Origin of the sequence: Psychrobacter sp. TB20-MNA-CIBAN-0197 (assembly GCF_040309765.1) — a bacterium.
Lineage (GTDB): Bacteria > Pseudomonadota > Gammaproteobacteria > Pseudomonadales > Moraxellaceae > Psychrobacter > Psychrobacter submarinus.
This window is the reverse complement of record NZ_JBEOPC010000020.1, coordinates 1-25,306: the sequence shown is the minus strand read 5'-3', so window position 1 is coordinate 25,306 and position 25,306 is coordinate 1. Positions and strand designations below refer to the sequence as shown.

The 25,306-nt window shown below is 44.6% G+C and carries 22 protein-coding genes; 17 read left to right on the top strand and 5 right to left on the bottom strand.

Annotated features, from left to right (window positions below; genetic code table 11):
- Positions 1-61: 61 nt before the first annotated feature.
- The 8 genes from queC (at position 62) to AAEY83_RS07915 (ending at position 9,871) form a co-directional block, all read left to right on the top strand.
- Positions 62-841, top strand: a complete 780-nt coding sequence (queC, locus tag AAEY83_RS07950; RefSeq protein ID WP_025647393.1) for a 7-cyano-7-deazaguanine synthase QueC — start codon at positions 62-64, stop codon at positions 839-841.
- A 285-nt stretch (positions 842-1,126) separates the two neighbouring features.
- Positions 1,127-1,456 (top strand): hypothetical protein, encoded by a 330-nt coding sequence (locus AAEY83_RS07945; protein WP_025647395.1) that lies wholly within the window; start codon positions 1,127-1,129, stop codon positions 1,454-1,456.
- 229 nt (positions 1,457-1,685) lie between these two features.
- Positions 1,686-2,186, top strand: coding sequence for a peroxiredoxin (locus AAEY83_RS07940; RefSeq protein WP_025647397.1), 501 nt, complete (start codon positions 1,686-1,688; stop codon positions 2,184-2,186).
- A 284-nt stretch (positions 2,187-2,470) separates the two neighbouring features.
- Entirely contained in the window at positions 2,471-3,976 is a 1,506-nt protein-coding gene (locus AAEY83_RS07935) for a dihydrolipoyl dehydrogenase (RefSeq protein ID WP_025647398.1), read from the top strand.
- Positions 3,977-4,086: 110 nt separating this feature from the next.
- Entirely contained in the window at positions 4,087-5,274 is a 1,188-nt protein-coding gene (locus AAEY83_RS07930) for a mechanosensitive ion channel family protein (RefSeq protein ID WP_025647401.1), read from the top strand.
- Positions 5,275-5,424: 150 nt separating this feature from the next.
- Positions 5,425-7,713: a bifunctional 23S rRNA (guanine(2069)-N(7))-methyltransferase RlmK/23S rRNA (guanine(2445)-N(2))-methyltransferase RlmL gene (gene rlmKL / locus AAEY83_RS07925; RefSeq protein ID WP_025647403.1), complete on the top strand. Its 2,289-nt coding sequence runs from the start codon at positions 5,425-5,427 to the stop codon at positions 7,711-7,713.
- A gap of 182 nt (positions 7,714-7,895) precedes the next feature.
- Positions 7,896-8,471, top strand: coding sequence for a TerD family protein (locus AAEY83_RS07920; protein ID WP_025647405.1), 576 nt, complete (start codon positions 7,896-7,898; stop codon positions 8,469-8,471).
- 329 nt (positions 8,472-8,800) lie between these two features.
- The gene (locus AAEY83_RS07915; RefSeq protein ID WP_025647408.1) at positions 8,801-9,871 is read left to right on the top strand and encodes a DUF475 domain-containing protein; all 1,071 of its coding nucleotides are present in this window, start codon (positions 8,801-8,803) and stop codon (positions 9,869-9,871) included.
- Between the two features lie 140 nt (positions 9,872-10,011).
- Here the strand turns inward: AAEY83_RS07915 and AAEY83_RS07910 are convergent, their stop codons facing one another.
- The gene (locus AAEY83_RS07910) at positions 10,012-10,677 is read right to left on the bottom strand and encodes a 7-cyano-7-deazaguanine/7-aminomethyl-7-deazaguanine transporter (protein ID WP_025647410.1); all 666 of its coding nucleotides are present in this window, start codon (positions 10,675-10,677) and stop codon (positions 10,012-10,014) included.
- 328 nt (positions 10,678-11,005) lie between these two features.
- Here AAEY83_RS07910 and AAEY83_RS07905 point away from each other — a divergent pair, with 328 nt between their 5' ends.
- From AAEY83_RS07905 to AAEY83_RS07895, 3 genes are all read left to right on the top strand, one after another.
- A complete protein-coding gene (locus AAEY83_RS07905; protein WP_025647412.1) occupies positions 11,006-11,581 on the top strand; it encodes a TerD family protein in 576 nt (191 codons plus the stop codon).
- Positions 11,582-11,757: 176 nt separating this feature from the next.
- Positions 11,758-12,510 carry a TIGR00266 family protein gene (locus AAEY83_RS07900; protein ID WP_025647414.1) on the top strand — a complete coding sequence of 251 codons (753 nt, stop codon included), beginning with the start codon at positions 11,758-11,760 and terminating at the stop codon, positions 12,508-12,510.
- A 115-nt stretch (positions 12,511-12,625) separates the two neighbouring features.
- The gene (locus tag AAEY83_RS07895) at positions 12,626-13,237 is read left to right on the top strand and encodes a TerD family protein (RefSeq protein WP_025647416.1); all 612 of its coding nucleotides are present in this window, start codon (positions 12,626-12,628) and stop codon (positions 13,235-13,237) included.
- Between the two features lie 95 nt (positions 13,238-13,332).
- Here the strand turns inward: AAEY83_RS07895 and AAEY83_RS07890 are convergent, their stop codons facing one another.
- Positions 13,333-14,601, bottom strand: coding sequence for a TerD family protein (locus AAEY83_RS07890; RefSeq protein WP_025647418.1), 1,269 nt, complete (start codon positions 14,599-14,601; stop codon positions 13,333-13,335).
- 239 nt (positions 14,602-14,840) lie between these two features.
- On the opposite strand from AAEY83_RS07890, the gene AAEY83_RS07885 reads away from it, so the two are divergent.
- The gene (locus tag AAEY83_RS07885) at positions 14,841-15,968 is read left to right on the top strand and encodes an ATP-grasp domain-containing protein (protein ID WP_025647420.1); all 1,128 of its coding nucleotides are present in this window, start codon (positions 14,841-14,843) and stop codon (positions 15,966-15,968) included.
- A gap of 34 nt (positions 15,969-16,002) precedes the next feature.
- Here the strand turns inward: AAEY83_RS07885 and AAEY83_RS07880 are convergent, their stop codons facing one another.
- Positions 16,003-17,199: a sugar transporter gene (locus AAEY83_RS07880; RefSeq protein ID WP_025647422.1), complete on the bottom strand. Its 1,197-nt coding sequence runs from the start codon at positions 17,197-17,199 to the stop codon at positions 16,003-16,005.
- 439 nt (positions 17,200-17,638) lie between these two features.
- Here AAEY83_RS07880 and AAEY83_RS07875 point away from each other — a divergent pair, with 439 nt between their 5' ends.
- The 4 genes from AAEY83_RS07875 (at position 17,639) to AAEY83_RS07860 (ending at position 22,045) form a co-directional block, all read left to right on the top strand.
- Entirely contained in the window at positions 17,639-18,889 is a 1,251-nt protein-coding gene (locus tag AAEY83_RS07875) for a phosphoribosyltransferase domain-containing protein (protein ID WP_025647424.1), read from the top strand.
- On the top strand, positions 18,886-19,716 hold the full coding sequence (locus AAEY83_RS07870) for an HAD hydrolase family protein (protein WP_025647426.1): 831 nt from the start codon (positions 18,886-18,888) through the stop codon (positions 19,714-19,716). The genes AAEY83_RS07875 and AAEY83_RS07870 overlap by 4 nt, the downstream gene beginning before the upstream one ends.
- Before the next feature lie 14 nt (positions 19,717-19,730).
- Positions 19,731-20,894: a cysteine protease StiP domain-containing protein gene (locus tag AAEY83_RS07865; RefSeq protein ID WP_025647428.1), complete on the top strand. Its 1,164-nt coding sequence runs from the start codon at positions 19,731-19,733 to the stop codon at positions 20,892-20,894.
- 86 nt (positions 20,895-20,980) lie between these two features.
- Positions 20,981-22,045 carry an HpcH/HpaI aldolase/citrate lyase family protein gene (locus tag AAEY83_RS07860; RefSeq protein WP_025647435.1) on the top strand — a complete coding sequence of 355 codons (1,065 nt, stop codon included), beginning with the start codon at positions 20,981-20,983 and terminating at the stop codon, positions 22,043-22,045.
- Between the two features lie 107 nt (positions 22,046-22,152).
- Here the strand turns inward: AAEY83_RS07860 and AAEY83_RS07855 are convergent, their stop codons facing one another.
- Positions 22,153-22,974: an alpha/beta fold hydrolase gene (locus AAEY83_RS07855; protein WP_025647436.1), complete on the bottom strand. Its 822-nt coding sequence runs from the start codon at positions 22,972-22,974 to the stop codon at positions 22,153-22,155.
- Positions 22,975-23,303: 329 nt separating this feature from the next.
- Between AAEY83_RS07855 and AAEY83_RS07850 the strand changes: the two genes are divergently transcribed.
- Entirely contained in the window at positions 23,304-24,101 is a 798-nt protein-coding gene (locus AAEY83_RS07850; RefSeq protein WP_025647438.1) for an enoyl-CoA hydratase/isomerase family protein, read from the top strand.
- Positions 24,102-24,644: 543 nt separating this feature from the next.
- Here AAEY83_RS07850 and AAEY83_RS07845 read toward each other — a convergent pair.
- Positions 24,645-25,091: a PACE efflux transporter gene (locus AAEY83_RS07845; RefSeq protein ID WP_025647445.1), complete on the bottom strand. Its 447-nt coding sequence runs from the start codon at positions 25,089-25,091 to the stop codon at positions 24,645-24,647.
- Positions 25,092-25,306: the final 215 nt, after the last annotated feature.

Below are 25,306 nucleotides of genomic sequence, written 5' to 3'. Positions count from 1 at the left end.
TTCTGTAATAACCGTATTTTTGCTAAAATGGCGTTTTTGTAAACCAATAATAGATACTACTATGACTAACGTTACTTTGCAGAATCCCTCAATGAATCAAGCGTCCAACAGCAACGATACTCTTCACAAAAACCAAAATGCCGTGGTGCTTTTATCAGGTGGTCTCGATTCGGTGACGTGTTTGTATTGGGCAAAGGCACGCTATGCCTCGGTGACAGCGGTCAGCTTTGACTATGGGCAACGTCATAATAGTGAGCTTGTCGCAGCAAAGCGCATTGCTGAGACAGCAGGCGTCAACCACAGAATTATCGACATTGATATCGCCCAGCTTGGTGGCTCATCACTCACCGATCACAGCATGATCGTACCAGACGGCGATACCGACAAATTCCCTAATAAAAAGCACGATGAAATCGATAACGATGCTATCCCTAATACTTATGTGCCTGCACGTAATACAATCTTTTTGTCTTATGCTCTAGCCGTCGCTGAAGTGACTGATGCCAATCATATCGTCATTGGGGTCAGCTCAGTCGATTACTCTGGCTATCCCGATTGCCGTCCAGAGTATATCGAAGCATTTGAGCACATGGCCAATCTGGCGACAAAAGCGGGCGTTACCGGTCATCGCTTGTCTATCCAAACCCCACTACAAAAGCTGTCCAAAGCTCAAACTATTGAGCTTGGTCTATCATTGGGCGTTGATTATGGACAAACGATTTCTTGCTACCGTGCAGATGTGAACGGACTTGCTTGCGGCGTTTGTGACAGCTGTGCGCTACGTCGCCAAGGCTTTGCTCAAGCTGGCGTCACTGACCCTACTCACTATCAAGCAGGCTAAGCAAGATAGGCTTGATGAATGTGGCCTGAACCGGTGGCGTCAATCAACATTAGCGAAACATTCGTTTGCATTAACACAGCACGTCGCCATTGTATTTTTATCACCATACTTGCTATGGTATGGACAATCATTTTTGCCAATTGAATAGATTACATATAATATAGGTTACATGAGATATCACCAATGATTCAGTCACTCACATATCAGTGATCCAGCTGTCTATTGATTATAAAATCACATTGAATACCAGAGTCAAAAATTGACACTACCTGCAAGAGGATATTTATGAAGTTATTGCCATTACTCCCCCTAGCCTTAGCTGCCGCGTTCGCAATGCCGCAAGCAAACGCTACTGACATTAAAAAAGATAATATCAATCAATGTATTAGTGGCGCGGTTAAATACAAAGTTGCCGATAGAAATACCGCCTCTAAGCTGTGTAACTGCACTATTAATGTGCGTAGTAACATGACCATCGGTCAAATGTGGGAAATTGAGAGCTACGCGCAAGACAAAAAAGACCCTTCTAGCTTACCTTACGTGAAAAAAATGCAGCGAGACTTACAGCAATGTACTGAAGGTTTAGACTTAAAGCAGCCACAAAAACCCTCTTAATACAGCCATTTTGACCCGTATCGGTATACAGTAATGATAGCAACGACAGCTTTGTCAAAGCTTTTATTATATTGACTCTATCCTATTAAATTCATATAAAACATAAGATAAGACTGGCGGTTGTCAGTCTTTTTTTGTGGATGAGTTGCCAACGAACGCACAAAGTGCAAAACTGAGCCTTGATGATTACCATTAATGTTTGCCAATCTCAACTGAAAAGGAACTTATTATGGCTAAGCCAACGACCGAAAACATCGCCTTACCTGATTTTCCAGTGACGCTCGTGCGCCTACTAGACGGAAACTTCATTGAAGAGGATATCAGCTTACAACAGCTAGTAGCGAACAGACAAAAAGGCCTAATCCTCTATTTCTACCCTAAAGACAATACGCCTGGCTGTACCACTCAAGCCACTGACTTCACCGCCCATCTGCACGATTTCGATGATTTGGGCTACGATATCATTGGCGTCTCTCGTGACAGCGCCGAATCGCACAAAAAATTTATTGAAAAATACGACTTACAAATCCCGCTAATTAGTGATAGCGATGAGAAGCTCTGCCAATATTTTGAGGTCATCAAAGAAAAAAACATGTATGGCAAAAAAACCATCGGTCTGGTGCGCTCCGCTTTTATATTTAATAGCGAAGGCACGCTCACTCATGCTCAGCGCAACCTGCGTGCCAAAGGCTATGCCGAGCGTGTCTTGTCTCTGTTAGCCCCTCAATAATAAATCTTTAAAATAACTTTTAGTCGAAGGCGTACACTAGCCTGCCTTCGGTAACTAATCGTTAATAACTAAATATTGGTAACTCAACATTTTTGCAACAGCTCGCTACGCTTATCCTGCTGCGCTTTGGTACAGATTATCTTACCCTAGCGGATGAACATAGAGTATCAGTCATCAAGTGACAGCTATAGGCATTTCTAAAGGCAGCTGAAAGAACAGAGTCAGTATTGATACTAGCCGTGAGAAAATTTGTTAAATTATAGTTATTGATAATAGGAAGAATTATGAACCAATCGTCTGAGAACCTCACTGATAAACCGTCTAAACAAAGCTCCGATAGCGTCACGCGCAGCGTTTCAGTCGCTGTTATTGGCGCAGGTACTGCAGGGCAAAACGCCTTTCGCCAAGCGAGTAAAATTAAGAAAGATATCGTGATTATTAATGAGGGGTTTTGGACCACGACTTGTGTCACGGTAGGGTGTATGCCAAGCAAGCTGCTCATTGCCGCCGCTGAGCGCGCGCATGATGCTAAATACTCAGAAGAGTTTGGTATTCACAGCGAAGTCACTATCAATGGCAGACAAGTCATGGCTCGAGTACAAGCAGAACGCAGCCATTTTAAGAGCTATATTGAAAAGCAAGTCGAAAGCTGGTCGGATAATAAAAAAATAAACGGGCGCGCTTATATTAATAAAGAAGGTCTGATTGAAGTCAATGATGAGCGTATTAAGGCGGACAAGATCATCATTGCTACCGGTAGCTCGCCTTTTATTCCTGATGACTGGGAAGAAAAACTAGGCGAAACGTTACTCACCTCTGATACCGTATTTGACCTGCCTGATTTACCTGAGTCTGTTGCGGTGATTGGTACGGGCGCTGTAGGCTTGGAGCTGGCGCAAGCTTTTTCGCGTTTAGGAGTCGCTGTGACGGCGTTCAACCGTGAAAACCGCGTCGCCGGTCTAAATGACGCTGACATTAATGCCAAAGCTATTGACTGCTTGAGTGAAGATTTGACCATGCACCTCAAAAGCACTATTAATGAGATAGGTCACAAGATCGACACCGATGGTAAGACAGCGGCTTTTATTGAATATACGGATAAAGATGGCAATGAAGGTCGCTGGCAAGGTGAGCGGGTGTTAGTGGCTACTGGACGACGCAATAATATCAAGCAGCTAGGTGTGGAGAACTTAGGCGTTGAGCTTGACGATAAAAACCGACCCAAAAATCTAGATAAGCACACCGGTCAGATAGGGGATTTAGACGTCTATATCGTTGGCGATGCCAATGCCAACATTCCACTCTTACATGTCGCTAGTGATGAAGGCTATAGCGCTGGTAGTATCGTTTGTAATCAAAATACCGATGCTTATATTCGTCCGGTAGCGATTCCTTTTTCCATCGTCTTTACTTCTCCGCAAATCGTCAATGTCGGTATGACCCAACAAGAGATTGAAGACGATCCAGATTTAGAATACGTGATTGGTAAAGTCAGCTTCGATAATCAAGGCCGTAGTCGTATTATGGGCGTCAACTGCGGCCTGCTGCACATTTATGGTTGTAAGGAGACTGATAAAGTATTAGGCGCAAGCATGGTTGGCCCAGACGCTGAATATATCGGTCATATTTTAGCCAATGCCATAACTAATGAGATCTGTGTAAAACAGCTGCTTGATACGCCTTTTTATCATCCTACTATCCTTGAGGGATTACGTACGGCGCTGCGAGATGTTCAACACAAGATGGCTATCCCTTATCAATCACTCGACACGCAAGAAGATGGTTTTTAGGGCGCTGTTAAGATACACTTTTAGGGTAGTGGCTTGGTTTAAGCCGTTTTTTAGAGCAGCGTGTTTGACCCTAGACTAGCCTTTATTAACACACTCATACGGACAATAAGATGGCCATCGCTAGCATTACTGATTTTTTTGAGGAAATCATTCGTGATTTGCATGCCAGTCTTTATTTGGCATTGGGTGGCTCATTAGAAGAAGATAATCTAGATTGGTCTGCTTATGCTATAGAGCTGGCTAGTACTGCTATTAAGATACTGATACTGTTGGCTATAATAGGGTTCTTTTATTGGTTAGCGATTTATCTGATAAAAAGGAACAGTGAGCGCTTGCACATGAATGAGCGCCGGGTCAAAATCGCTCGTTCAGTGCTGCGTTATATCTGGATAGTGGCGAGCCTTATCGCCGTTATGAGTCAAGTCAACTTTGAGCCTGAGACAGTAAAAGCTACTGCCAAAGCCTGTATTTGGGCAGGTATTTATTATATCTTATGGACATCGTCCGGACAGATTATCCATAAAGTGCTACAGCATTATGGTCTCAACGCCTCCATCGAGCAGTTACTCAAAAACGTACTATCAGTACTACTTTTGGTGCTCGGGCTTGCCAGCGTCATGGCGCAGTTCGGTTTTGACATTGTCTCTTTGGTTGCCGGTTTAGGTATTGCAGGTCTTGCTGTTGGTTTTGCGGCGCAGTCCACGCTTGCTAATTTTATCGCCGGTATTACTATTTTGCTGGAGCAGTCCTTTCAGGTAGGCGATTGGGTCAATATCAATGGTAACGAGGGCCGCGTGGTGGTTATCGCCCTACGTACCACTCATGTACTGACTCGCGACAACATCACCGTCATCATTCCCAACTCAAACGTCGCCTCCTCTGAGGTCACCAATATCACCTCAAAAAACTTTATCCGCTTTGATATTCGGATGCGTATCGCTTTTGAAGATGATATCGAAAAAGCGCGAGAAGAGATATTACAAGTGCTAAAGGATACCGATGCGGTACTAAATCGTCCTGAGGCTTCAGCTACTGTGGCAGAAATCGGCGAATATGGGGTGTTCTTTATTATTCGCTTTTGGGTTAAGCCGGCCTCTGTCGCCCGGATGCCCAAAATAAAAGAGGACCTGCAAGAAAAAATCAAAGTGGCTTTTGATGCTGCCAATATCTCAACTCCCTACCCGCACATGCGCCTCTTGATGCCAAAGGATGTCGATTATCCTATCGCGACTAAGCCATTTGAAACCACCACGCAACTGGTCTCCGATGAGATAACTCTGACTAAGAATAACGATTAAGGCGTACTGATAATTATAGAGCACTGAGCGCTTTGGTCATTGGACCATATCAGTGCTAAATATGTTAAAATTATCGGTCAAATGACATCACCGTTTTTGCTTTACGCTCTTTTTTTTCCTTTGATTCGCCCTTTAGCTACAGGTATCCGTATGACCGAACCAACCTTTTCTGCACAGCCTTCATCCTCGCTGATGCTCGATCTTATTATCACCTGTGCCGATGGGCTTGAGCTGCCGCTACAAACTGAGCTGTCAAGCTTCGGTATTGTAAGCGATATCAAGAGTACTGGGCGCTTGAGTGTTAGCGCAAGCTTGCGTGATCTGTATACGATTTGTCTTTGGTCGCGCGTAGCATCTCGAGTACTGATGCTGATTAAGCGTAAAAATATCAACAGCGACTATGATGTCGCCGAACAGCTCTATGGGCTAGCTAAGTCCATAGACTGGACGCAGCAGTTCGACCTAGAGCAGACCTTTGCTATACGTCTGTCAGTTGATAAGCGCGTGGCGGTCAGTCAACAATTTGCGATGCTACGTATCAAAGACGCCATTGCCGACACCTTTAACGAAGCTTATGAGAGCCGCCCTGACGTCGATAGTAAAAACCCAGACTTCGCTATTTTTGCTACCGTCAATGACAAGCAAGCTGAGCTGTATTTAGATCTATCCGGTACCAGCTTGCATCGCCGCGGCTACCGAGTGGCAATGACTGATGCGCCATTAAAAGAAAACTTAGCAGCTGCCCTACTCTACAGCTCGGACTGGCATCTAAAGAATAAAGAGAATAACGTCCCTCTATACAATGCCTTGATTGATCCAATGTGTGGCTCTGGTACTTTTATTATTGAAGCGCTTTTGATGCATTTAGATTATGCCGTTGGTATCGATAAAGCCGCTAATCAGTTTGGTTTTTATCAGTGGCAGCATCACGATGAGAGTCTATGGCAGACGATGATTGACGAGGCGCAAGATCGTCACCGTAATGCGCTCGCTATCGCACTTGAGCAGCCAGATACCTTGCCGTTGATACTTGGTTTTGATGCCGATAGCGGCGCTATCTTAGCAACTGAGAAAAACCTAATAGCGGCTGGATTACAAGACCTGCTACCGCTGATCGATCTGGAGACGCGTGCACTCGATAAATTAACTCACACCTTGCGGCCGATAGTCAAAGATGGCCGATTAAGCAATCCGCTAATTATCACTAACCCGCCTTATGGTGAACGCTTAGGTGACGAGGACTTTATTCGTCCGCTTTATCAGGCATTAGGGCTTATTTTGCAAGATAGCTTCGCCGGTAGTGGTATCGATCCGATGCTCGGTATCCTTGCTGCTCATATCGAGCAAGTCGATATCTTGCCGATCAAAGAGCCGAAGACCCTGCGCTGCCATAACGGAGCGATAACGGTATATTTCCGCTACGGTCAGCTCATCGCTGGGCAAACGGGCAATCTGGTGAGCAATTTTGAAAAGCGTGAAATTAAGGTTGAGGAAGGTCAAGACTTTATTAATCGTCTGCAAAAAAACTTAGGTAAGCTTAGAAAACAAGCCGCTAAGCAAAACGTGAGTAATATTCGAGCTTATGACGCTGATTTGCCAGATTTCAAAGTCGCTATAGATCTGTATGGCGATTATGTGCACGTACAAGAGTATGCACCGCCAAAGACCATTCCGCCTGAAACCGCCAAAAAACGCTTCAATCTGGCGCTAATGGGTATTCGAGAAGTTTTAGACATTAACCGCGAGCAAGTATTTATCAAAACTCGCGCCCGTCAGTCAGGTAATGAGCAATATAGCAAGCAAGGCAATAGTGAGAAAAAAGGTAAGTTTTATATCGCAAAAGAGGATGGTGCTTACTTTTATGTCAACTTTACCGACTATCTAGATACCGGATTATTTATCGATCACCGCAATATGCGCGCGCGTATCAAGGCGAACAGCAAAGATAAATCGGTGCTGAACCTATTTGCTTATACTTGTACAGCGAGTGTGCATGCAGCCTTAGCTGGTGCCAAAAAAGTCACTAGCGTTGATTTATCACAGAACTATCTTGATTGGGGTAAGCAGAACTTTGTGCTAAACGGTCTCGATATCAGTCGTCATAAGTATCAGTTTGTCGCTGCTGACATTTTTGAGTGGATAAAAGACAATACCGAGCAGTTCGATATTATCTTTATCGATCCGCCAACTTTTTCGAACTCCAAAAAGTTCCAGGGTACCTTTGATGTGCAGCGCGATCATGCGGCGCTTATCAACCGCGCCATGAACCGCCTAACTACTGGAGGGGTTCTATACTTCTCCAATAACTTTACTCGTTTTGAGCTTGATGAGCAGCTCACTGAGCGCTATGAGGTGACTGATATTACCCATCAGACGATAGGCTTTGATTATAATATCAAAAAACCTATTCATCAGAGCTTTGAGATTCGTCATCGTTAAATTTAAGTTAATAATAAAGCAACAATAACGGTGATAACGATGACCTGATCAGCTTTGATTGGGTCATTTTTTGTTGTTATGATAGAGCATTAATAAGTAGTCGATACCTCAGCGTACTACGTGCGGTTAGGCTATTTATTGCCATTTATATTTACTATAACAATGACTAAAAGGATATCTCCATGGCTTTATCACTTAATAAAGGCGGTAACTTATCGCTAACCAAAACTGACCCGAACCTCAATAAACTGTTAATCGGTTTGGGCTGGGATGAGCGCGCCACCTCAGGTGCTGAGTTTGATCTAGACGCTAGCGTGTTTTTGCTAAATAACGCCGGCAAGGTACGCGGCGATCATGACTTTATCTTTTATAATCAGCTCAAGTCTGACAACGGCGCGGTTGAGCACACCGGCGATAACCGTACTGGCGAAGGAGATGGCGATGATGAAGTCATCAAAGTCAATCTCACGCAAGTGCCAGCGGACGTTGATAAAATCGTCGTCACTGTCACTATTCACGATGCTGCTGCCCGTGGTCAAAACTTCGGTCAAGTTGCTAACGCGTTTATCCGCGTCGTCAATGAAGAGTCTGGCACCGAAGTGGTTCGTTTCGATTTAGCAGAGGACTATTCAGTTGAGACGGCTATGGTGTTCGGTGAAGTCTATCGCCACAATAACGAGTGGAAATTCCGTGCGGTAGGCCAAGGCTACTCTGGTGGTCTGCAAGCAATGTGCCATCAGTACGGCGTTGATATTTAATTCTAAGGCTTATTTTAAATCGCTGTTGCGCAAGCATAAAAGTGTCTTTTAAGATGCCAAATATGTACCGTTCAGTGCGCTATTTTTGCCGATATTTTGTGTGAGGTGACTTTATTTTTGCTGAACCACCACCATAATAAATCTAAGAATGAAAGCGCGTGGATGGCAAAAAAGCATAGCTTTTGCTAGTCAAACCGTCCAAAATGCTTTATGTTTCTCTCAGTTTTTCTCAAAAAAGCAGCTATCATTAGCTGCTTTTATACTGACTATTACTCCAACTAAACAAGACTAACCCAGCATTCGCTTAATGCAATAAGACAGGATATGTCATGAGACATTTTTATTTAGATTTTATCTTCACCGCTATTGCCTTGGCGGTAGCGGCTTGGTGGGGATATTCAAACGGTGGTTTAGGCGGAATGATAGCCACGCTATCGATTACGGCTATTTTGGCGGTTATGGAGATCTCCTTATCCTTTGACAACGCCGTCGTTAACGCCTCCGTCCTAAAAGGCTGGGACGACTTTTGGAAAATGATTTTCTTAACCATCGGTATTTTGATCGCCGTCTTCGGTATGCGCTTGGTCTTCCCTATCGTCATCGTCGCTGTCACTGCCGACTTAGGTATGATGCAGGTCGTCGATTTAGCCTTGAACAACCCTGAAGAGTACTCTGCAAGATTGATGGCGCACCATGCTGAGATTTCAGCGTTTGGTGGTATCTTCTTATTATTAGTCTTCTTAAACTTTGTCTTTGATGATAAAGACGTACATTGGTTTAATTGGCTTGAGAGCCGCTTAGCCAAACTTGCCAAAGTCGATGCGATGAGCGTCTTTATCGCGCTGATTGTGCTGATGATTGCGGTGTCCTTTGCAGCAGAGGCGCAAGCGGCAGCGGTGCTAATCGCAGGCGTTTGGGGTATCTTAGTATACTTAGGCGTGCAAGTTATCTCAGGCATGCTAGAGGGCGATCTTGAAGAAGAGCTCGATAGCGAGGGTAATAGCACCGGGCAAGCGACTAGCGCTATTATGAAAGGCGGGATCATCGGCTTCTTATACTTAGAAGTGCTTGATGCTTCCTTCAGCTTTGACGGTGTAATTGGCGCATTTGCGATTACTAACGATGTGATTGTGATTATGCTGGGTCTGGCTATCGGTGCGATGTTCGTACGTTCGATGACGATATTCTTAGTCGATAAAGGCACGCTCGATGAGTTTATTTATCTTGAGCATGGCGCGCATTATGCGATTGGTGCACTTGCTGTCATCATGTTGTTATCGGTCAAATTCCATGTGCCAGAGCTGATTACGGGTCTGATTGGTATTGCCTTTATTGGTTGGGCGCTGTTAGCTTCGCTTAAGTACCGCAAAACCGAGGCACTAGCGAACCCTAAGGGGTAAGCAGAGCTTGTAACTTAGCCGCTTGAGACAATAAAAAAGAGCTATAGCGATCATTCGTTATAGCTCTTTTTATGCGTGAGGATTATCTAATGGTTCCGCTCTTTGATACCTTTTGCCCGGCTTTTCTTCTTTGCTCAGTCTTACTTTTCTTTTCCGGACAACATCTTTTGTAGCTTTGCTAAAATCACACCGTATAGTGGTAAAAATATAAGCACGCCCATCACCATCTTAAAGACATAATCTACCGTGCCGATCTCGACCCAATTTGCCGCCATAAAGGGGTCTGGGCTTTTGTAAAAGGCAATAGCAAAAAAGCAAAAGCTATCGATTAGATTTCCAATTAGTGTGGAAGCCAAAGGCGCAATCCACCAAGTTTTAAGCTGGCGTAGTCTATTAAAGACCTGAATATCTAGTAGCTGCCCGACCACATACGCGGTGAAGCTGGCTAACACAATGCGAAATACAAACAGATTAAAATCAAGCAAGTGCTCATGCCCGACAAACTGACCGTTGGCAAATACCACAGAGAAATAGTACGAGATTGCTAGGGCTGGCAGCATCGCAAAAAAGATAATGCGCCTGGCCAACTGCTGACCAAAGATACGTACAGTCAAATCAGTAACTAAGAAGATAAACGGAAAAGTCACCGAGCCCCAAGTGGTGATAAAACCAAAGAAGCCAACCGGGATTTGTACCAGATAATTACTGATAGCGATGATAAAGATGTGGAGACCCACAAGCCAAAATAAAGCACGGCTATAATCAATGGACTGCGTAGGAATGGCTGAAATAGAATTGATGCTCATAGAAGAGTCCTTTTTTTAATTCAGGGTTGAGGGAACCTGAGCGCGCATATTATAAAGCAAAAGCGATAATAGCTAAAGCCGTTAGGGTAAAAAATGTTAAGTCGCGGCTTTAGATAAACTCCCTTCATGAAAAGCTAAACATGCTTAACATAGATAATCTTAAGACAGCTCTGTAAACAGATAACCACAAAATACGACTTGCGTAGTCAGTACCTGCTTAGTATAGTAAAACGTAACGCTAAGCAGCATCGCATCTAGGCTTAGCAAATAATGCATCATCTTATAATTCATTAATAAATCATTTATTTATAACGAAAAGGACAACTTTATGGCTATTAGCTTAACAAAAGGCGGTAACGTCAACTTATCAAAAGAAGCACCAGGCCTTACTAACATTACTGTTGGTCTTGGCTGGGATCCTCGCGCCACCGACGGTCAAGAGTTTGACTTAGACGCTATCGCGTTTTTGGTCAATGAAGGCGGTAAAGTGCGTAATGATAAAGACTTTATTTTCTTTAATAACCTAAAGTCAGACAATGGCGCCGTTGAGCACACTGGCGATAACCGCACTGGCGAAGGTGACGGTGATGATGAGCAAATCAAAATCAACTTAGCCAACATTCCAGCGGATGTCAGTAAAGTCGCCGTTTGTGCCATTATCTATGAAGGCCAAGCCCGTAATCAAAACTTCGGTCAAGTAGGCGAAGCTTATATCCGTATCGTCAATGACAATGGTAATAGCGAAATCGCTCGTTACGACCTATCAGAAGATGGTAGTACTGAGACGGCTATGATCTTTGGCGAGCTATACCGTCACAGTGGCGACTGGAAATTCCGCGCTGTCGGTCAAGGCTTTAGCGGCGGTTTAGGTCCATTAGCGTCTTCTTATGGTGTGAACGTCTAAGGTTAGATTCTCAAGCCTTTACGCAGCAAGTATTCTCTATTAAAGCTAGCAAGTGCGATGATTATCCGTGTTTGTTGGCTTTAATTTTATTCACTCATCAACCGTCCATCTTCTTCATATCATTGATAGCAAAAATAAATGATCAGTTAAACGACTAGCTTAAGGATTTATTCGTTATGGCCGCGACTTTTAGTTTAATAGGTACCATTGAGCCTTTTTTGCACTGCAACCTGCAAAAAGGCGATTCGATCTATTGTGAAGCCAATGCTATGGTCATGATGGAGTCCAATCTTGAATTAAAAGGCAAGCTTCAAGGCGGTATTATGCAGTCGCTCATGCGCCGCTTTGCCAATGATGAATCGCTGTTTCAGCAGCAGATTGAGGCCACAGGCGGTGAAGGCGATTGTCTGCTCGCCCCTACGCTCGACGGCGACATGCAGATACTCGATGTTGGCGCGCAGCAATATACCTTAAGCGATGGCGCTTTTGTGGCTGCGCAAAAAGACGTCGATATCAGAGCCAATATTCAGCGTAACCTTGGCGGTGCGGTATTTGGCGACACTGGCGGTTTTATGGTAATGCAAACTCAAGGTCAAGGCCAAGTCGTGGTCTCAGGCTTTGGTTCGCTATTTGAGATTGAAGTGGAGCCGGGTAAAGATGTCATCATTGATAATGGTCACGTGGTCTGCTGGGATTCTAATTTAGAGTATAAGCTCTCGGTCTCGACCAGTAAGAAGAAAGGCTTTATGGGTAATATCATCAACTCTGTCACCAGTGGCGAAGGTATGGTGCTGAACTTCTCAGGCTCAGGTAAAGTCATTATTTGCTCACGTAACCGTGACAGCTATCAAGGCTGGATTCAAAGCGTGTTAGGTAGCAATGCAGGTGGTCGCGGCGGCGGTGGCGGCTTTTTGGATAATATCCTATAAGTCGAAGCTGAAGACAAGACGCAGCCCTCAATTTCACTATAGTGCTTTATTTATAATATTATGAGTCGCTATTATCTTTTATAAACACACTTATAACGACTAAAAGGAATACAATATGGCAGTAAGTCTACAAAAGGGACAGAAAATATCCTTAAGTAAAGAAGCAGGCGGCACGCTGACCCAAGTCAAGCTGGGCCTCGGCTGGGATGTCGCGCAAGCACCGCAAGCGCAAAAAACTGGCTTGTTAGGTAAATTATTTGGCGGCGGTAGCGGCAGCGAAGACACTATCGATTTAGATGCTTCGTGCATTATGTTCGATAGCAACAAGCAAGCTGTCGATGCTATTTGGTTCGGTCAACTCCAATCCAAAGATGGTAGTATCTTGCACACCGGTGATAATCGTACTGGCGCGGGCGACGGCGATGATGAAGTCATCAATGTTGATTTATCCAAAATTCCAGCTACTGTGACCTCTTTAGTATTTACGGTCAATAGCTTTACCGGTCAGACTTTTGAGACTGTTGAAAATGCTTTTTGCCGTATCGTCAATGCTAGTAACAACTCAGAGGTAGCGCGTTATAACCTCTCAGCGCAAGGCGGACACACCGCGATGATTATGGCAAAAGTCTATCGCCATAATAATGAGTGGAAAATGCATGCTATCGGTGAGACCGCTTCTGGCCGCACCTTCCATGACTTAATGCCTGCTATCGCTCCGCATGCCTAAAAGTCAATTTGAATTTTTGCAAAAAAACAGCCTAGCTATACTAGATAGCTAGGCTGTTTGTTTTATAAGCTCCAAACATTCACTCTGCCCCACTACTATTTACTACCCCGCTTCCAGCTAAAACCCCAATTAAAGGCTTTATCCATCTCTTTGTGTCCATTGAAGTATTGGTTAATGCGCTCGACATTGATACTGCCCTGCTGATTGACGAGCCGTGCAATTGCGCACATCGGCGCACTCCCCGCGCCTTCGGTCAATCGCGTTTCAATTGGCGGCTGCCCGGGCACATGTATCGTCACTACACCATCGGTTTGTGCCCAATTAGGCACGCCCTCATAAATGAAAGCAAAGATAAACACCTCTTGGATTTGCGACCACTGCTGACCGTTGATATCAAGCCATTCGCCATCGCTGACTTGCCCCGTTCTATCGTCAGCGCGCAGCAATACAAAAGGTGAGCCATTTAAGTTACCAAAGCGATTGCCTAGCGCTTGTATTAGGGTCTTCTCGCCGTTTTTTAAATGCACCATCGCGCCAATATCGAGATCGATACCACCTGAACCGCGCTGCTTAAATAAATCTCCTAATAGGCCTTTTTTTGGCGCGGCTTTATCAGCATTCGGACGTTGATTCCAGTTCAGATTGACCGCTATCTTACCGAAGTCATCACGCTTAGTAAGGTTAATACTGGATTGATTTTTGGTCAAAGTAATCTTGCTTAGATTCACTGACGGGCTTGCTGGAATCGGCGGCGGATTGCTTTGAGCAGTGTTTTGATTACCATTACTTTGGGTACTGCGATTAGGTTTTTGGGTGTTAATGGCTTGTGATTGACTCTGATTTTGTTCAGGTGCTTCATCAGCAATCTCTACTCCGAAATGCTCAGATAAAGGTTTCAGACCGCCGTTGAACCCTTGCGCGATAAATCGAAACTTCCAATTGCCTTGACGACGATAGCACTCTGCTAAGATAATGGCTTTTTCATCACGGCCTGCGCTACTCAGCTGACAAGTTATTAGCACTTGGCTGCCTTGTAACACTTGAATATCGACGTCCCCTAATTGCGAGAGCGTCTGATTGCTAGAAAAAGCCAGCGCAATTTTTTCAATCTCATTGGCTTGTGCAGGTAGGTTAATATCAAAAAATCCATCGCTATCGTGCCCGCGAAAGCTGACGCTTCCATCATCGCTACGCGTCTGACCATAAAAAATCATGTCACCGTCACCGCGTACTTTCCCGCTACTAGTTAGGCGATAAGCGGCGCAATCGATTGCGTTATGACTCAAAATACGAATGCTAATATTGTCATTAGGCAGCGGCGCATTAGCACCCGCTACTAATTCTTGCGGCTGGGTTTGACTCATTATATTGTCCTTTTACTATTTGTCGTCTTTTTAGCTAGCTGCGAAAGCCATTTGTGGATGATTCACTTGAAGATGATTATATACTAGCACGGATATGAGGCTAGTTTTATAGCGACTTATCGCTTAGCTTTGGGCAAAATTATTTTAAAAATGAGCACACTACAAGCAGTTATCAGTCAGCGTATTTGTATATAATAACCACAAGTATTCTTAAAGTTTTGGCAATCATGGACAGTGTTATGGCTAATAAAATGAATGGCAGTGAACCAATAACAGCGGCTTGGCTTGCTGAAGGACAATCGAGCCAGCGCGATATGCTTGAGAGTCTGCAAGCGCTTAAGGCGCAATCTATAACACCTTTCACCATAATCGCTTCACATCGCCAGGACCGTCCTGAGATATTTGAGTTTGCTGATACTGTCTTTCGTGAGCCTTATAAAGCAGCAACCAGTAAAGAGATAAGCATCAACCCAGCCCCTGCTGAGCGTTGGCAGTTCGTACTAGAACAGGCTAAGAAAAACCATGTCAAAGTACTGCTGACTGGCCGCAATAGTCGCGATTATGAGGCGCATAGAGACTTATTTACCCAAGCTGGTATCCGGCTACTAACCGGAGCCACTAGCGTTACGGCGCTTGAGACTATCGATGATAAGTTTGCTTTTATGCAGCACTGCCTTGCACATAACATTCCTGTGGCAACCGCTTGGCGCTTTGATACGACCGCTGAGCTCGAAGCCCTGCTCGCTAAACATAGCCAACAAAGACTATGCGTAAAGCCTGTGACGGGCATATTCGCGCAAGGATTTTGGCGACTAGACGCAGGTTTCGATAGCGATTGTCAGTACGATAGCTTTGAGCATTTATACTTCACCGACAGCAAAAAGATTAGCACTGAGCAATTTGTCAACGCTTACGCCAATAGCCAAATGGTACACAAGCGCCCTATTCCTATGTTGCTTATGCCCTATCTATCAGGGCGCGAGTATTCTATCGATGTGGTCTGTGAATATGGCGAGGTACTGGCGGCAGTCACCCGCTACAAAGAGGGCAAAATTCAGCACATAGGCTACGACAAGGCTGTGATGGAAGTCGTCACTGCGCTCATAAAAGCCTTTAACTGTGATGGTATCGTCAGCGTACAAACCAAACAGAATGACGAGGGGCAGCACTGCGTGTTAGAGATTAACTCTCGCCCCTCTGGCGGTATTGGCTACACCGCCCATAGTGGTATCGATCTAACCCAAATCGGCTTTGGCTATTGGCTCGGCTTAACCGACAAGCCAAAACTTAGTGATAGTATTGAGCAAATCACTCCTTGTCAGATACGTTCTATCGTGACGAGCGTCAAGGTTGAAACAGATGTATAAGGACAGTAGCGTGCTTGCAAAAAGATAAACTATCTCAGCTATTATGACTCAGCTCAGGAAAGCGCCTAACCATATATACCATCACTATTAGAGCAAGGGCTGCTATCGCCGCACCGACAAAGCCCACGCTCGATAAGGAGATATAAGTCACCGCGTAACCGCCAAGTAGCGCGCCCATTCCGATGCCTAAATTGATAATCGCTGAGAACATCGCCATGACCATATCTTGCGCATTAACATCAATCTCGATGACTTTAGACTGAATGGTTAGCATCAACAAAATCATCGCTGTGCCCCAAACCACCGTCACGATACTCAGTAGCCAGATCGAGCTGACCGCCCACAACATCAGCATCATCGCCGCCAGTATCAATACGGTAGATATCAGCATAAGCCTTGTGGTTGAGCGCTCATTCCAGTGGCTAAAGATATAACTACCGATAAGGCCAGCACCGCCGAACAAGAGTAATATAAAGGTGACTTGGTTCTCACTAATAGTGCCGATCTTACTCATAAAAGGTTCGATGTATGAGTAAGCGGCGTAGTCAGCAGTGAACACCACAAAACAGAATAAATAAAGACAAATGAGCAGCGGGTTTCTAAGCAGCTCAGGCAGCTTACTAAAGGAGCCATCGAACATACTAGGCAGATCTGGCAGTAGCTTAGCTTGCAAAATAAAGACGATAAAAGCGATGATACCAATACCGGCAAAAGTGGTACGCCAGCCAAACCATTGACCTAGTATGCGTCCTATAGGCACTCCTAATACAAGCGCTAAAGATGTGCCAGTCGCTAATATACTTAGTGCTAAAGCTTTTTTGCCTTGCGGTGCGACTCGCAGGGCTATCGCAGCCGTAATCGCCCAAAATATCGCATGCGAGAGTGCGATACCCACGCGGCTGATGAGCAGTACGTTAAAGCTCCAAGCAAACACTGATAGCGCGTGACTGGCGATAAATACAGCAAATAGAGCAAGCAGCAAACGTTTACGCTCGAGGCGACTGGTCAGCAGCATGAGTGGCAGTGACATAGCGGCAACCACCCAAGCATAGAGCGTCAGCATCCAGCCTGTCTCTGCAGTCGTAATCGAAAAATCTTGAGCAATATCACTCAATAGTGCCACAGGCACGAACTCAGTCGTATTGACGACAAAGGCGCTCACCCCCATTAATATCACTTGAAAATATTTGCTTTGGCGAGAAGCGGAATTGGGCTCTGGAGGGGGTTCCATAGAATCTACTCTATAGGGGAGCCAAAATGGTAATATTGGCCCAATAAGTAAAGGAATAGCGCAAGGAAGATAGACCGTTAGGCTTATAGCATCACCGAACTATCATCTCTTTCGTTACTATTGTAAAAAACACCAACACTGTGACATTCTATTGGTAATTGATATATGTTGATAAAAAATGCTGAGCCAATATATTTTTGGTTTAGAGTTTAGAGTAAAAGTGAACGCTAAAAACAGCTACTTTTTTAGGGGAATTTAATCGTAATCTCGTCACTAAGCAAGCTTAATTTAGTAAACAAAGTTACGACGATTTGTAAGCAGTAGTGATAAGTCAAAAAGCACTTCAACAAGCCGTTAAATAAGAAATCAAACCCTTAGATAAATGGGACAAAATCTCGACTATAAAAACCGCTTTAAATAGTTAGGTTAAGGAATATGAATGTCAGCTAAACCACAAAGTACGACCATTATTACTCTGCCTCGCGGCGCACTAGATCTCACTTATCAGACTCATAACAAAAATGATAATACATATCAGCTCGAAGACTTGCTTGGCTTTGCGCAGCGGATCAATCCCAAACGGGCATTCTTATTTGTCTCCAAGGTCTTAGGTCGCCATATTCCTGTCGCGCCTAGCATCATGCGCGGCGCTTTTACCGATTTGGCAAACTTAGTACCGGATAATCTACCTGAGCCTATTTTGGTCGTTGGTATGGCAGAAACGGCGGTAGGACTATCGGCAGGCGTGCATCAAGCGCTACAAACGCGCTACCCAGATGCTTTACTACTAAACTCTACCCGTCACGCTCAGCATAACGAAGACAATGACGAAGCGTTATTCACTACCTTTAGCGAAGATCATAGTCATGCCAGCCAGCATTTGATTTATCAAAGTCGCGATAAAAACATACAATCGCAGCTCCTCGCCAGCAGAACCTTAATCATGGTCGATGATGAAGCCTCAACTGGTAATACCTGTGTCAATGTAGTGACCGCACTACGTCACGCTGGTCTAAGCCAGTTAAAACAAGTGCATCTGACGACTTTGGTGGATTGGTCACTCAATCAAGAGGCAACTGACGACGGTGACCACATCTCTACTCGCATGCCTAATATCGACTTTCAACGTCATCATTTATTATCAGGCGCTTGGCAGTGGACAGACGCGCCGAACCCTGAGCCTATCACTATGCCCGTGGTCGATACCACCGAGGCAGGCTCGCAGCCGTTGGGTAATACAGGCAATTGGGGACGATTTCCAACATTGGATAGTACGGATGGCTTTGACGGTTACTTAGAGCGTTTCCAGCAAGCTTTTGCATACTTTGATGATAAGCCGAATTTTGATAAAGGTAAGCTACCCAAGCGGATTTTAGTATTAGGCAGCAATGAGTTTGTCTGGTTACCGTTTTTATTAGCCGAGTGGCTGGAGGCTAAAACCAAAGAGGTCAGCCAAAACTCAACGGTTAAATTCAGCGCATTAACGCGCTCGCCCATTGCATTAGGCGGCGCTATTCACACGATGCTCAGCTTCCATGATAACTATGGCCTTGGTATGACGAACTTTGTCTATAATGTTGAGCCAAAAGACTGGGACTTGATTGTGCTATGTGTAGAGACCGCTAGCGATAGCGTGGATAGTATGTGGCAAGGTTTAGATAATGTATTGGTTGTAGGGGCAGATCTATGACTATCTCTTTCTTTCAAGCGAGTCCTGATATAATAAAGCCCTACGCGCTCATGGATTTAGACGATACGCTATTTCAGACGCAGCGCAAAATAGATGCTTGGAATTTGCCAACGTCCAAATCTGAAAACTTAGTGTGCGCGAGTGTCAATAAACAGGGCGAGCCGCTGAGCTTTATGAGTCAGCGACAAGCAAGCTTTGTTAATTGGTTATTAACGAGTACTGAGTTGATAGTGGTCACTGCCCGCGATCGCGAAGAGATCAAACGGGTGAGACTGCCCTTTGATAGTTGGCAGGTATTGACTCACGGGGCGATTGTTTTAACTCAAGATGGCAAGCTTGAGACGCAGTGGCAGCAGCGCATGTATAGCAAGCTTGCGCCCTTGCAGGAGAAGCTGGGGCAGCTAAGCCAGTTATTTACTCAGCACAGCAGCAGCGACAACAGCCATTTAAAGTTTACCGCGCATACGGATCATTTTAATAACGGCACTGAAAACAAAGAACTGACCATCTATCTTGCTATCAAACACGCGCAAAAAAATCATCAAGCTCTGATACAGCTCGCTGAGCAGTTGCCTAAATTGATACGAAACTTTGATCAAGACTTCTATGTGCATGTCAATGCAAATAACTTAGCCATTTTGCCGCATGCTGTGCACAAGCGTCATGCGGTAGAGTTCTTGCTAGAGCAGCACTTAGAGAGCAGCAGGCCAAGCTTTGGCTTTGGCGATAGCTTAGCCGATTTGCCGTTTTTGCAGCTACTAGACTGGTACGGGATGCCCAATCATGGTCAGCTACATGATCAATATAATCGTCAACATTTAAAATAACTATAGAGCCTGCAATGACGAAAGCTAGAACAAAAGACTTACAGAGATTTGGCTCAGGCAGCTATTTAGCTGATGATGTCACGGTGCTCCTAGATGTCGTTGACAAAGACGCGGTCGCTGATGTACCGGTCAGCAAAAAAGAAGCGCTGATCCAAAGTGGGCAGCGGCACTACTCCGATATGCTCACCTTAGAGCAAGCACCAACTGCTAAGCATGAGCAGCTATATCTGCAAGCGCTTGAGCAAGGTAAAGCGCGCATGGCTAGCGATATTGCTAATTTAGCTTACTCCTTACAGCAGACTTTTAAACAAACCGTTAGTAGCGAAAACCCATTAATATTAGTCAGTTTAGTCAGAGCCGGACTGCCTATTGGTGTGCTATTACAGCGCGCTTTAGCGAATACAAATAGCGCTTATGCCTTGCCATCTAAACACTATGGCATGAGTATCATTCGCGATCGTGGTCTTGATCCAGTCGCCTTGCAGCTCATATTGGACAGCCATCCTGATAGCCCTATCGTTTTCGTTGATGGTTGGACCGGCAAGGGCGCTATCTATCAAGAGCTAGCGCGTAGCCTGAATCCATTTAATGATGATAACCACGTCAACTTTGCTAACATTTTTCATCAAGGTGAGAGTGTTATACCGCTACTTACCCTTGCCGATCCCGCTGGCGTCGCTTGGTTAGCTGCGAGCGAGGAGGACTGGCTGATACCATCTGGACTATTAAACAGTACGGTATCTGGATTGATCTCGCGCTCGCTTTATACTGATCCAAAGTCAGGTCTACATCGCGCTATTTTTTATGATAACTTAGTCGCTATCGATCACAGCTTAGCCTTTATCGAGCATATTGAGTCAGCGCGGCACCTCTTAACGACAACACCTGAGCATTTAGCGACCTTTGCGCAGCCTAGATATAGCACCCAAAGCATTGTCGATAAAATAGCCAAAGAATACAATATCGGTAACCGCAACCGCATCAAACCGACGATAGCCGAGGCGACTCGCGCTATATTACGCCGCGATCCTGACCGTATCTTACTGGCGAGCGCCGATCATCCTGACACCACATTATTACGACACTTATGCCATGATAGAGACATTGAAATCAGCATATTAGGTGCTAAAATATTACCTTATCAAGCGATTACCCTTATCAAAAAGCGCATTAGCTAGGCTTAACGTGTCAGCACCTCAGCGCTTTGTATTTCCGCGATTTCTCTTACCCCTTATACTCTCTTTAACTAATTATGATACCGACTATGCCAGATAATTCTAATAATGAGTCAAACCTATATAATTACACGCAGTCTTATGAGCACCTCATCACTGAGCGCCACGCTTTGCTAAAGCCGCATACTCATCACCCTTATCAGTTAGGCGCAAGCTTATATATGCCAGCGACTCGGCAAGATATCTGGCAAGTCATCAAGCGGGATAAATTACCGACGATTAATAGTATTATTATTTGTGTTGAGGACGCCGTCAGCCATGATGATGTGGAGCTAGCACTACAAAGACTGCAAGAGCTGCTCAACACTTGGGCGGCGCATATTGATAGTATCAATGACCCTTCGACGCCTCAGAACAATAAGCAAGAGCAGCCGACGCGTCCTTTAGTGTTTGTGCGTCCGCGTAATCCGATGATGCTACAAAAGCTGGCACATTATAAGCATATTGAACTGCTCGATGGTTTTGTGATGCCAAAGGTAGATATGTGCAGCTTATCTAATTGGCGCATGGCTTGTCAGAACCTCAGCACCGACCAGCTGCTAATGCCGACTTTGGAGACAGCGGCGCTGTTTAATCCGCATCATAATCAAGAGCTGGCCATTGGCTTTAAAGAAGCGTTCAGTCAGCCTGTTTTTGCTTTGCGTATCGGCGGTAATGACCTATTTGCCGCGTTACGTCTGCGCCGTCCTAAGAACAGTATCGTCTATGACACTCCTATCGGTACTTTGGCTTATCAGCTGCTTGGCTGCTTTGTACCGCATGGCTTTTATTTGACCGCGCCGGTATTTGAGTACTTAGACCAGCCTACGCTATTTATGCAAGAGTTGACTCGCGATGTCAGCTTAGGCTTGGTGGGTAAAACCGTCATTCATCCCAATCAAATTGCCTTAGTACAGCAAGCGTATTGCGTACCGGCGAGCACCTTAGATGAGGCGCAAGCGATACTCCATAGCGAGGCCAAAGCCGTATTTAAATATAACAATACTATGCTGGAGCCAGCCACACACCGCGCTTGGGCGACAGAGATTATTAATCGTGCAAAAGTATTTGGCACCATCAATAATAACAATACAGAGTATAGCTCACGGCTGTAATTGGCTCTAACTGATAGCTTAAAACAATTCCAATTGACTATAAAAAAACCTAAAAGCCGCTATCTTTTTCGATAACGGCTTTTGTCTTTGAAGCGGCTGCCTACTGATTAATACCAGCCTTCAATCTTATCCAAAAACTCACCTAATACTCTATTGACTTGCTCAGGCTCTTCAACAGTTGAGGTATGACCCGCACCTTTAATCACTGCAAGCTTAGAGCCATCGATAGCAAAGTGCATGCGCTCCGACTTATCATAAGGGGTTGCCGCATCTTCGTCACCGACGATGATCAAAGTCGGCGTTTGGATACTGCCTAACTGCTCATAGACTCCTTTGCGATCGATTACGCCTGTTGTTGCCTTAACCGTGCCGCCTTTACGATTACTCTGCAGCATAGATAACCATGCTTTGCGATCGGCCTTACGCTCTTTGGCTTGTAAAAAGGTGCTGCCAAACATAATCGGCATCACCTTTTGACTGACCCGCTTCATACCAAGCCAGCGAATCGCTTTCATTAATTTACGGTATTGAGGGACGTTTTTGGGATCCTCAGCATCCGCTGAAGTCTCAAGCAAAGATAGCGACAATAAGCGCTCAGGATGGTGTATCGCGATACGCTGCGCCACAAACCCGCCCATAGATAAGCCAACAAAATGACACTTATCGATATCTAGCGCGTCAAGTAAGCCAATGGTGTCTTTGGTTAAATTATCCATATCATAGCCGTCTTTGGTAATCTGCGACTGCCCTTGTCCGCGAAAATCAAAGGTAATACAGCGATAGTCCTTTTTAAAATGCTCGACTTGTTTGTCGTACATTCTACCGCTCCAAAGCAGCCCATGAGCGAAGACAATTACGGGCTTTTGATGATCATTGGGCGCGCTGTCTTCATAATAAATGTCGGCATTATTTACTGTAATCGTTGGCATAACTCTTCCTTGTTTATGTGGTGACTGTTGAATCTATGCGTAACTCTATACGAATGTTCAAATGAGCATATCATTATGTCTAACTTCGTATAATTAGCATAATTTACAACGCCTAAGTTTAGTAGTGATATTTGTAAATAGTAGCTTGTATCGACTACTAAAGATGGCGCAGAGGTGCACTAAATCATATTTTAGAGCGCCCACTAACCTGCTATAGTAATTAGCTTGAGTATTAGCCGTAGCATTAGTAACTGGCATTGAGCTATTGGTTAGCTCATTGCCAGTCAGTTAGATTTACTTAACCCCTAACGATTACAAGGATGACCCTTATGTCACAAGCGCTTGTCGATTATCAAGTAAGCGACCACATCGCCACTATCACTATGAACGATCCCAAAACCCTGAACGCTTTTAGTACGCCGTTGAAAGGTGCGATTATGGAAGCGCTTGATAAGGCAGATCAAGATAATGAAGTACGCGTGATCGTCTTACAAGGCGGCGGCAATAACTTCTCTAGTGGTGGTCATATCGGCGAGATGCTAGAGAACGGTATGGAGTCAGAAGCGCTCGTGGCTAAGCTTGATTTTATGCTGCGCGAAGTTGCTGAGGTCAGCCTAAAGTTGCGTAATATCCATAAACCTATCATCGCCAAATTAGAAGGCGCGGTGGCGGGCGCAGGTATGAACTTAGCGCTGACCTGTGACTTTCGTATCGCAGCTGATAATGCCAAATTTGTGCAAGCCTTTGTCAATATCGGCCTAATCCCTGACGCAGGCGGTATTTATTTACTCAATCAATTGGTTGGTGCGGCGAAAACGACCGAGCTTGTGATGCTTGGTGATAAGCTTAAAGCCGATGACGTCGCAAGATTAGACTTAGTCAATAAAGTGGTCAGCGCCGAGGAACTTGACAATGAAGTGAACGTCCTAGCCACACGTTTAAGCCAACTACCCGGTAAGGCGCTGGCCTCTATGAAGCACATGATCAACATTCATGCGTTTTCAGGACTTAACGAAGCGCTGGGTATGGAGGTCGAGCAACAAAACATCATGGCTCAGACCGACGACTTTAAAGAAGGGATTACGGCATTTATGGAGAAACGCAAGCCGGTTTATCAGGGTAAGTAAAACGTCTAGTTTAGTTTGTTTCTTACACCTTAGTAGTTTTAATATAGGGCGTGTTGAACATTCGACCATGGCACTGACAGAGACTATTTTTTAGGCGATTTGCAGATAAAAATGGTAAGTTTAGTCGTTCTAAGCGTCTATTTTTATCAATAAAGCGGCAAAAAATAGTCCTGTCCCTGTTGTTGTAGTTAGGGCTGATGCTAAAATCGCCCTAGTCGTTGTGACTGTTTAAATAAAATCAGCTAGCCAATGCAATAAGCATTACCTGCAATTTTAACGACGACTAGAACACAGCTTTGATTAACTAGTAGCGATCAGCAGTGCGCATTTGTGAATGTTCAACACGCCCTAGTCAATCAATATTAAAAGTGGTACAAGGCAGACGAGTGCAAGTACTACAGTAGTAGGCTAAACGAGTCTAACGCCGTAACACTTTAATAGTGGTTCGACTATATAACCAAAAAGGCTACCATTAGGTAGCCTTTTACTCTTCTAAATTCCCATAAATAGAAGATGCTTCACAATGATTTTATACATTATGATTTATTGAAAAGTAGAAGCGCTTTTATATTGATGCGGTAGAGTAAAAACCTTGTCAAAGATTACAGTAAAAATGAAAGTGTATACCAAGAAAAACAGCAGTAACGCCGCCTCCATCGTAAAGGCTTTGAGCAAACCGACATCGTACCAAGTCATATAAATTGGCAAGCAAACCAATACCAAGCCGCCCTCAAAACCTAGTGCATGAATGCTGCGTATCAGTAACGTGCGCTTAGTCACTTGCCGGCGCTGCTCCCATTCCTCAAAGGCAGTATTAAATATAAAATTCCAAATGACGGCAGCCAATGACACCATCACCGCCACTGGCAAAGACTCTGCGGTATCACTACCACTGAGCATCATCAATATATAAGTGGATGAGATAATCGCGATGATTTCAAAGACAGTCACATATACAAGGCGACGTTTGAGAGGGGATAAAGTAATCAACCAAGACTCCAAAGCACCTAAATGATAAGTGCATAATTAAAGTCTCGGTCCGTCCCGAGATAGCAAAAGTAAAAAAGTGCAGAGCCACGGTTTCCGCCTGCCTTTATATTATACAGAAGATAGTGAGAGAAATCAGTTTGACCCCTGCCGTCAAATCCGTACACATAAACTTGGGAGATTTTAATTACGCAGCCTGACGATAATAATCAAACCAC

Bases quoted from the DNA above. Each gene is read 5' to 3' on its own strand.
- queC (WP_025647393.1), top strand. From the start codon at position 62: ATGACTAACGTTACTTTGCAGAATCCCTCAATGAATCAAGCGTCCAAC.
- AAEY83_RS07945 (WP_025647395.1), top strand. From the start codon at position 1,127: ATGAAGTTATTGCCATTACTCCCCCTAGCCTTAGCTGCCGCGTTCGCA.
- AAEY83_RS07940 (WP_025647397.1), top strand. From the start codon at position 1,686: ATGGCTAAGCCAACGACCGAAAACATCGCCTTACCTGATTTTCCAGTG.
- AAEY83_RS07935 (WP_025647398.1), top strand. From the start codon at position 2,471: ATGAACCAATCGTCTGAGAACCTCACTGATAAACCGTCTAAACAAAGC.
- AAEY83_RS07930 (WP_025647401.1), top strand. From the start codon at position 4,087: ATGGCCATCGCTAGCATTACTGATTTTTTTGAGGAAATCATTCGTGAT.
- rlmKL (WP_025647403.1), top strand. From the start codon at position 5,425: ATGACCGAACCAACCTTTTCTGCACAGCCTTCATCCTCGCTGATGCTC.
- AAEY83_RS07920 (WP_025647405.1), top strand. From the start codon at position 7,896: ATGGCTTTATCACTTAATAAAGGCGGTAACTTATCGCTAACCAAAACT.
- AAEY83_RS07915 (WP_025647408.1), top strand. From the start codon at position 8,801: ATGAGACATTTTTATTTAGATTTTATCTTCACCGCTATTGCCTTGGCG.
- AAEY83_RS07910 (WP_025647410.1), bottom strand. From the start codon at position 10,677: ATGAGCATCAATTCTATTTCAGCCATTCCTACGCAGTCCATTGATTAT.
- AAEY83_RS07905 (WP_025647412.1), top strand. From the start codon at position 11,006: ATGGCTATTAGCTTAACAAAAGGCGGTAACGTCAACTTATCAAAAGAA.
- AAEY83_RS07900 (WP_025647414.1), top strand. From the start codon at position 11,758: ATGGCCGCGACTTTTAGTTTAATAGGTACCATTGAGCCTTTTTTGCAC.
- AAEY83_RS07895 (WP_025647416.1), top strand. From the start codon at position 12,626: ATGGCAGTAAGTCTACAAAAGGGACAGAAAATATCCTTAAGTAAAGAA.
- AAEY83_RS07890 (WP_025647418.1), bottom strand. From the start codon at position 14,601: ATGAGTCAAACCCAGCCGCAAGAATTAGTAGCGGGTGCTAATGCGCCG.
- AAEY83_RS07885 (WP_025647420.1), top strand. From the start codon at position 14,841: ATGGCTAATAAAATGAATGGCAGTGAACCAATAACAGCGGCTTGGCTT.
- AAEY83_RS07880 (WP_025647422.1), bottom strand. From the start codon at position 17,199: ATGGAACCCCCTCCAGAGCCCAATTCCGCTTCTCGCCAAAGCAAATAT.
- AAEY83_RS07875 (WP_025647424.1), top strand. From the start codon at position 17,639: ATGTCAGCTAAACCACAAAGTACGACCATTATTACTCTGCCTCGCGGC.
- AAEY83_RS07870 (WP_025647426.1), top strand. From the start codon at position 18,886: ATGACTATCTCTTTCTTTCAAGCGAGTCCTGATATAATAAAGCCCTAC.
- AAEY83_RS07865 (WP_025647428.1), top strand. From the start codon at position 19,731: ATGACGAAAGCTAGAACAAAAGACTTACAGAGATTTGGCTCAGGCAGC.
- AAEY83_RS07860 (WP_025647435.1), top strand. From the start codon at position 20,981: ATGCCAGATAATTCTAATAATGAGTCAAACCTATATAATTACACGCAG.
- AAEY83_RS07855 (WP_025647436.1), bottom strand. From the start codon at position 22,974: ATGCCAACGATTACAGTAAATAATGCCGACATTTATTATGAAGACAGC.
- AAEY83_RS07850 (WP_025647438.1), top strand. From the start codon at position 23,304: ATGTCACAAGCGCTTGTCGATTATCAAGTAAGCGACCACATCGCCACT.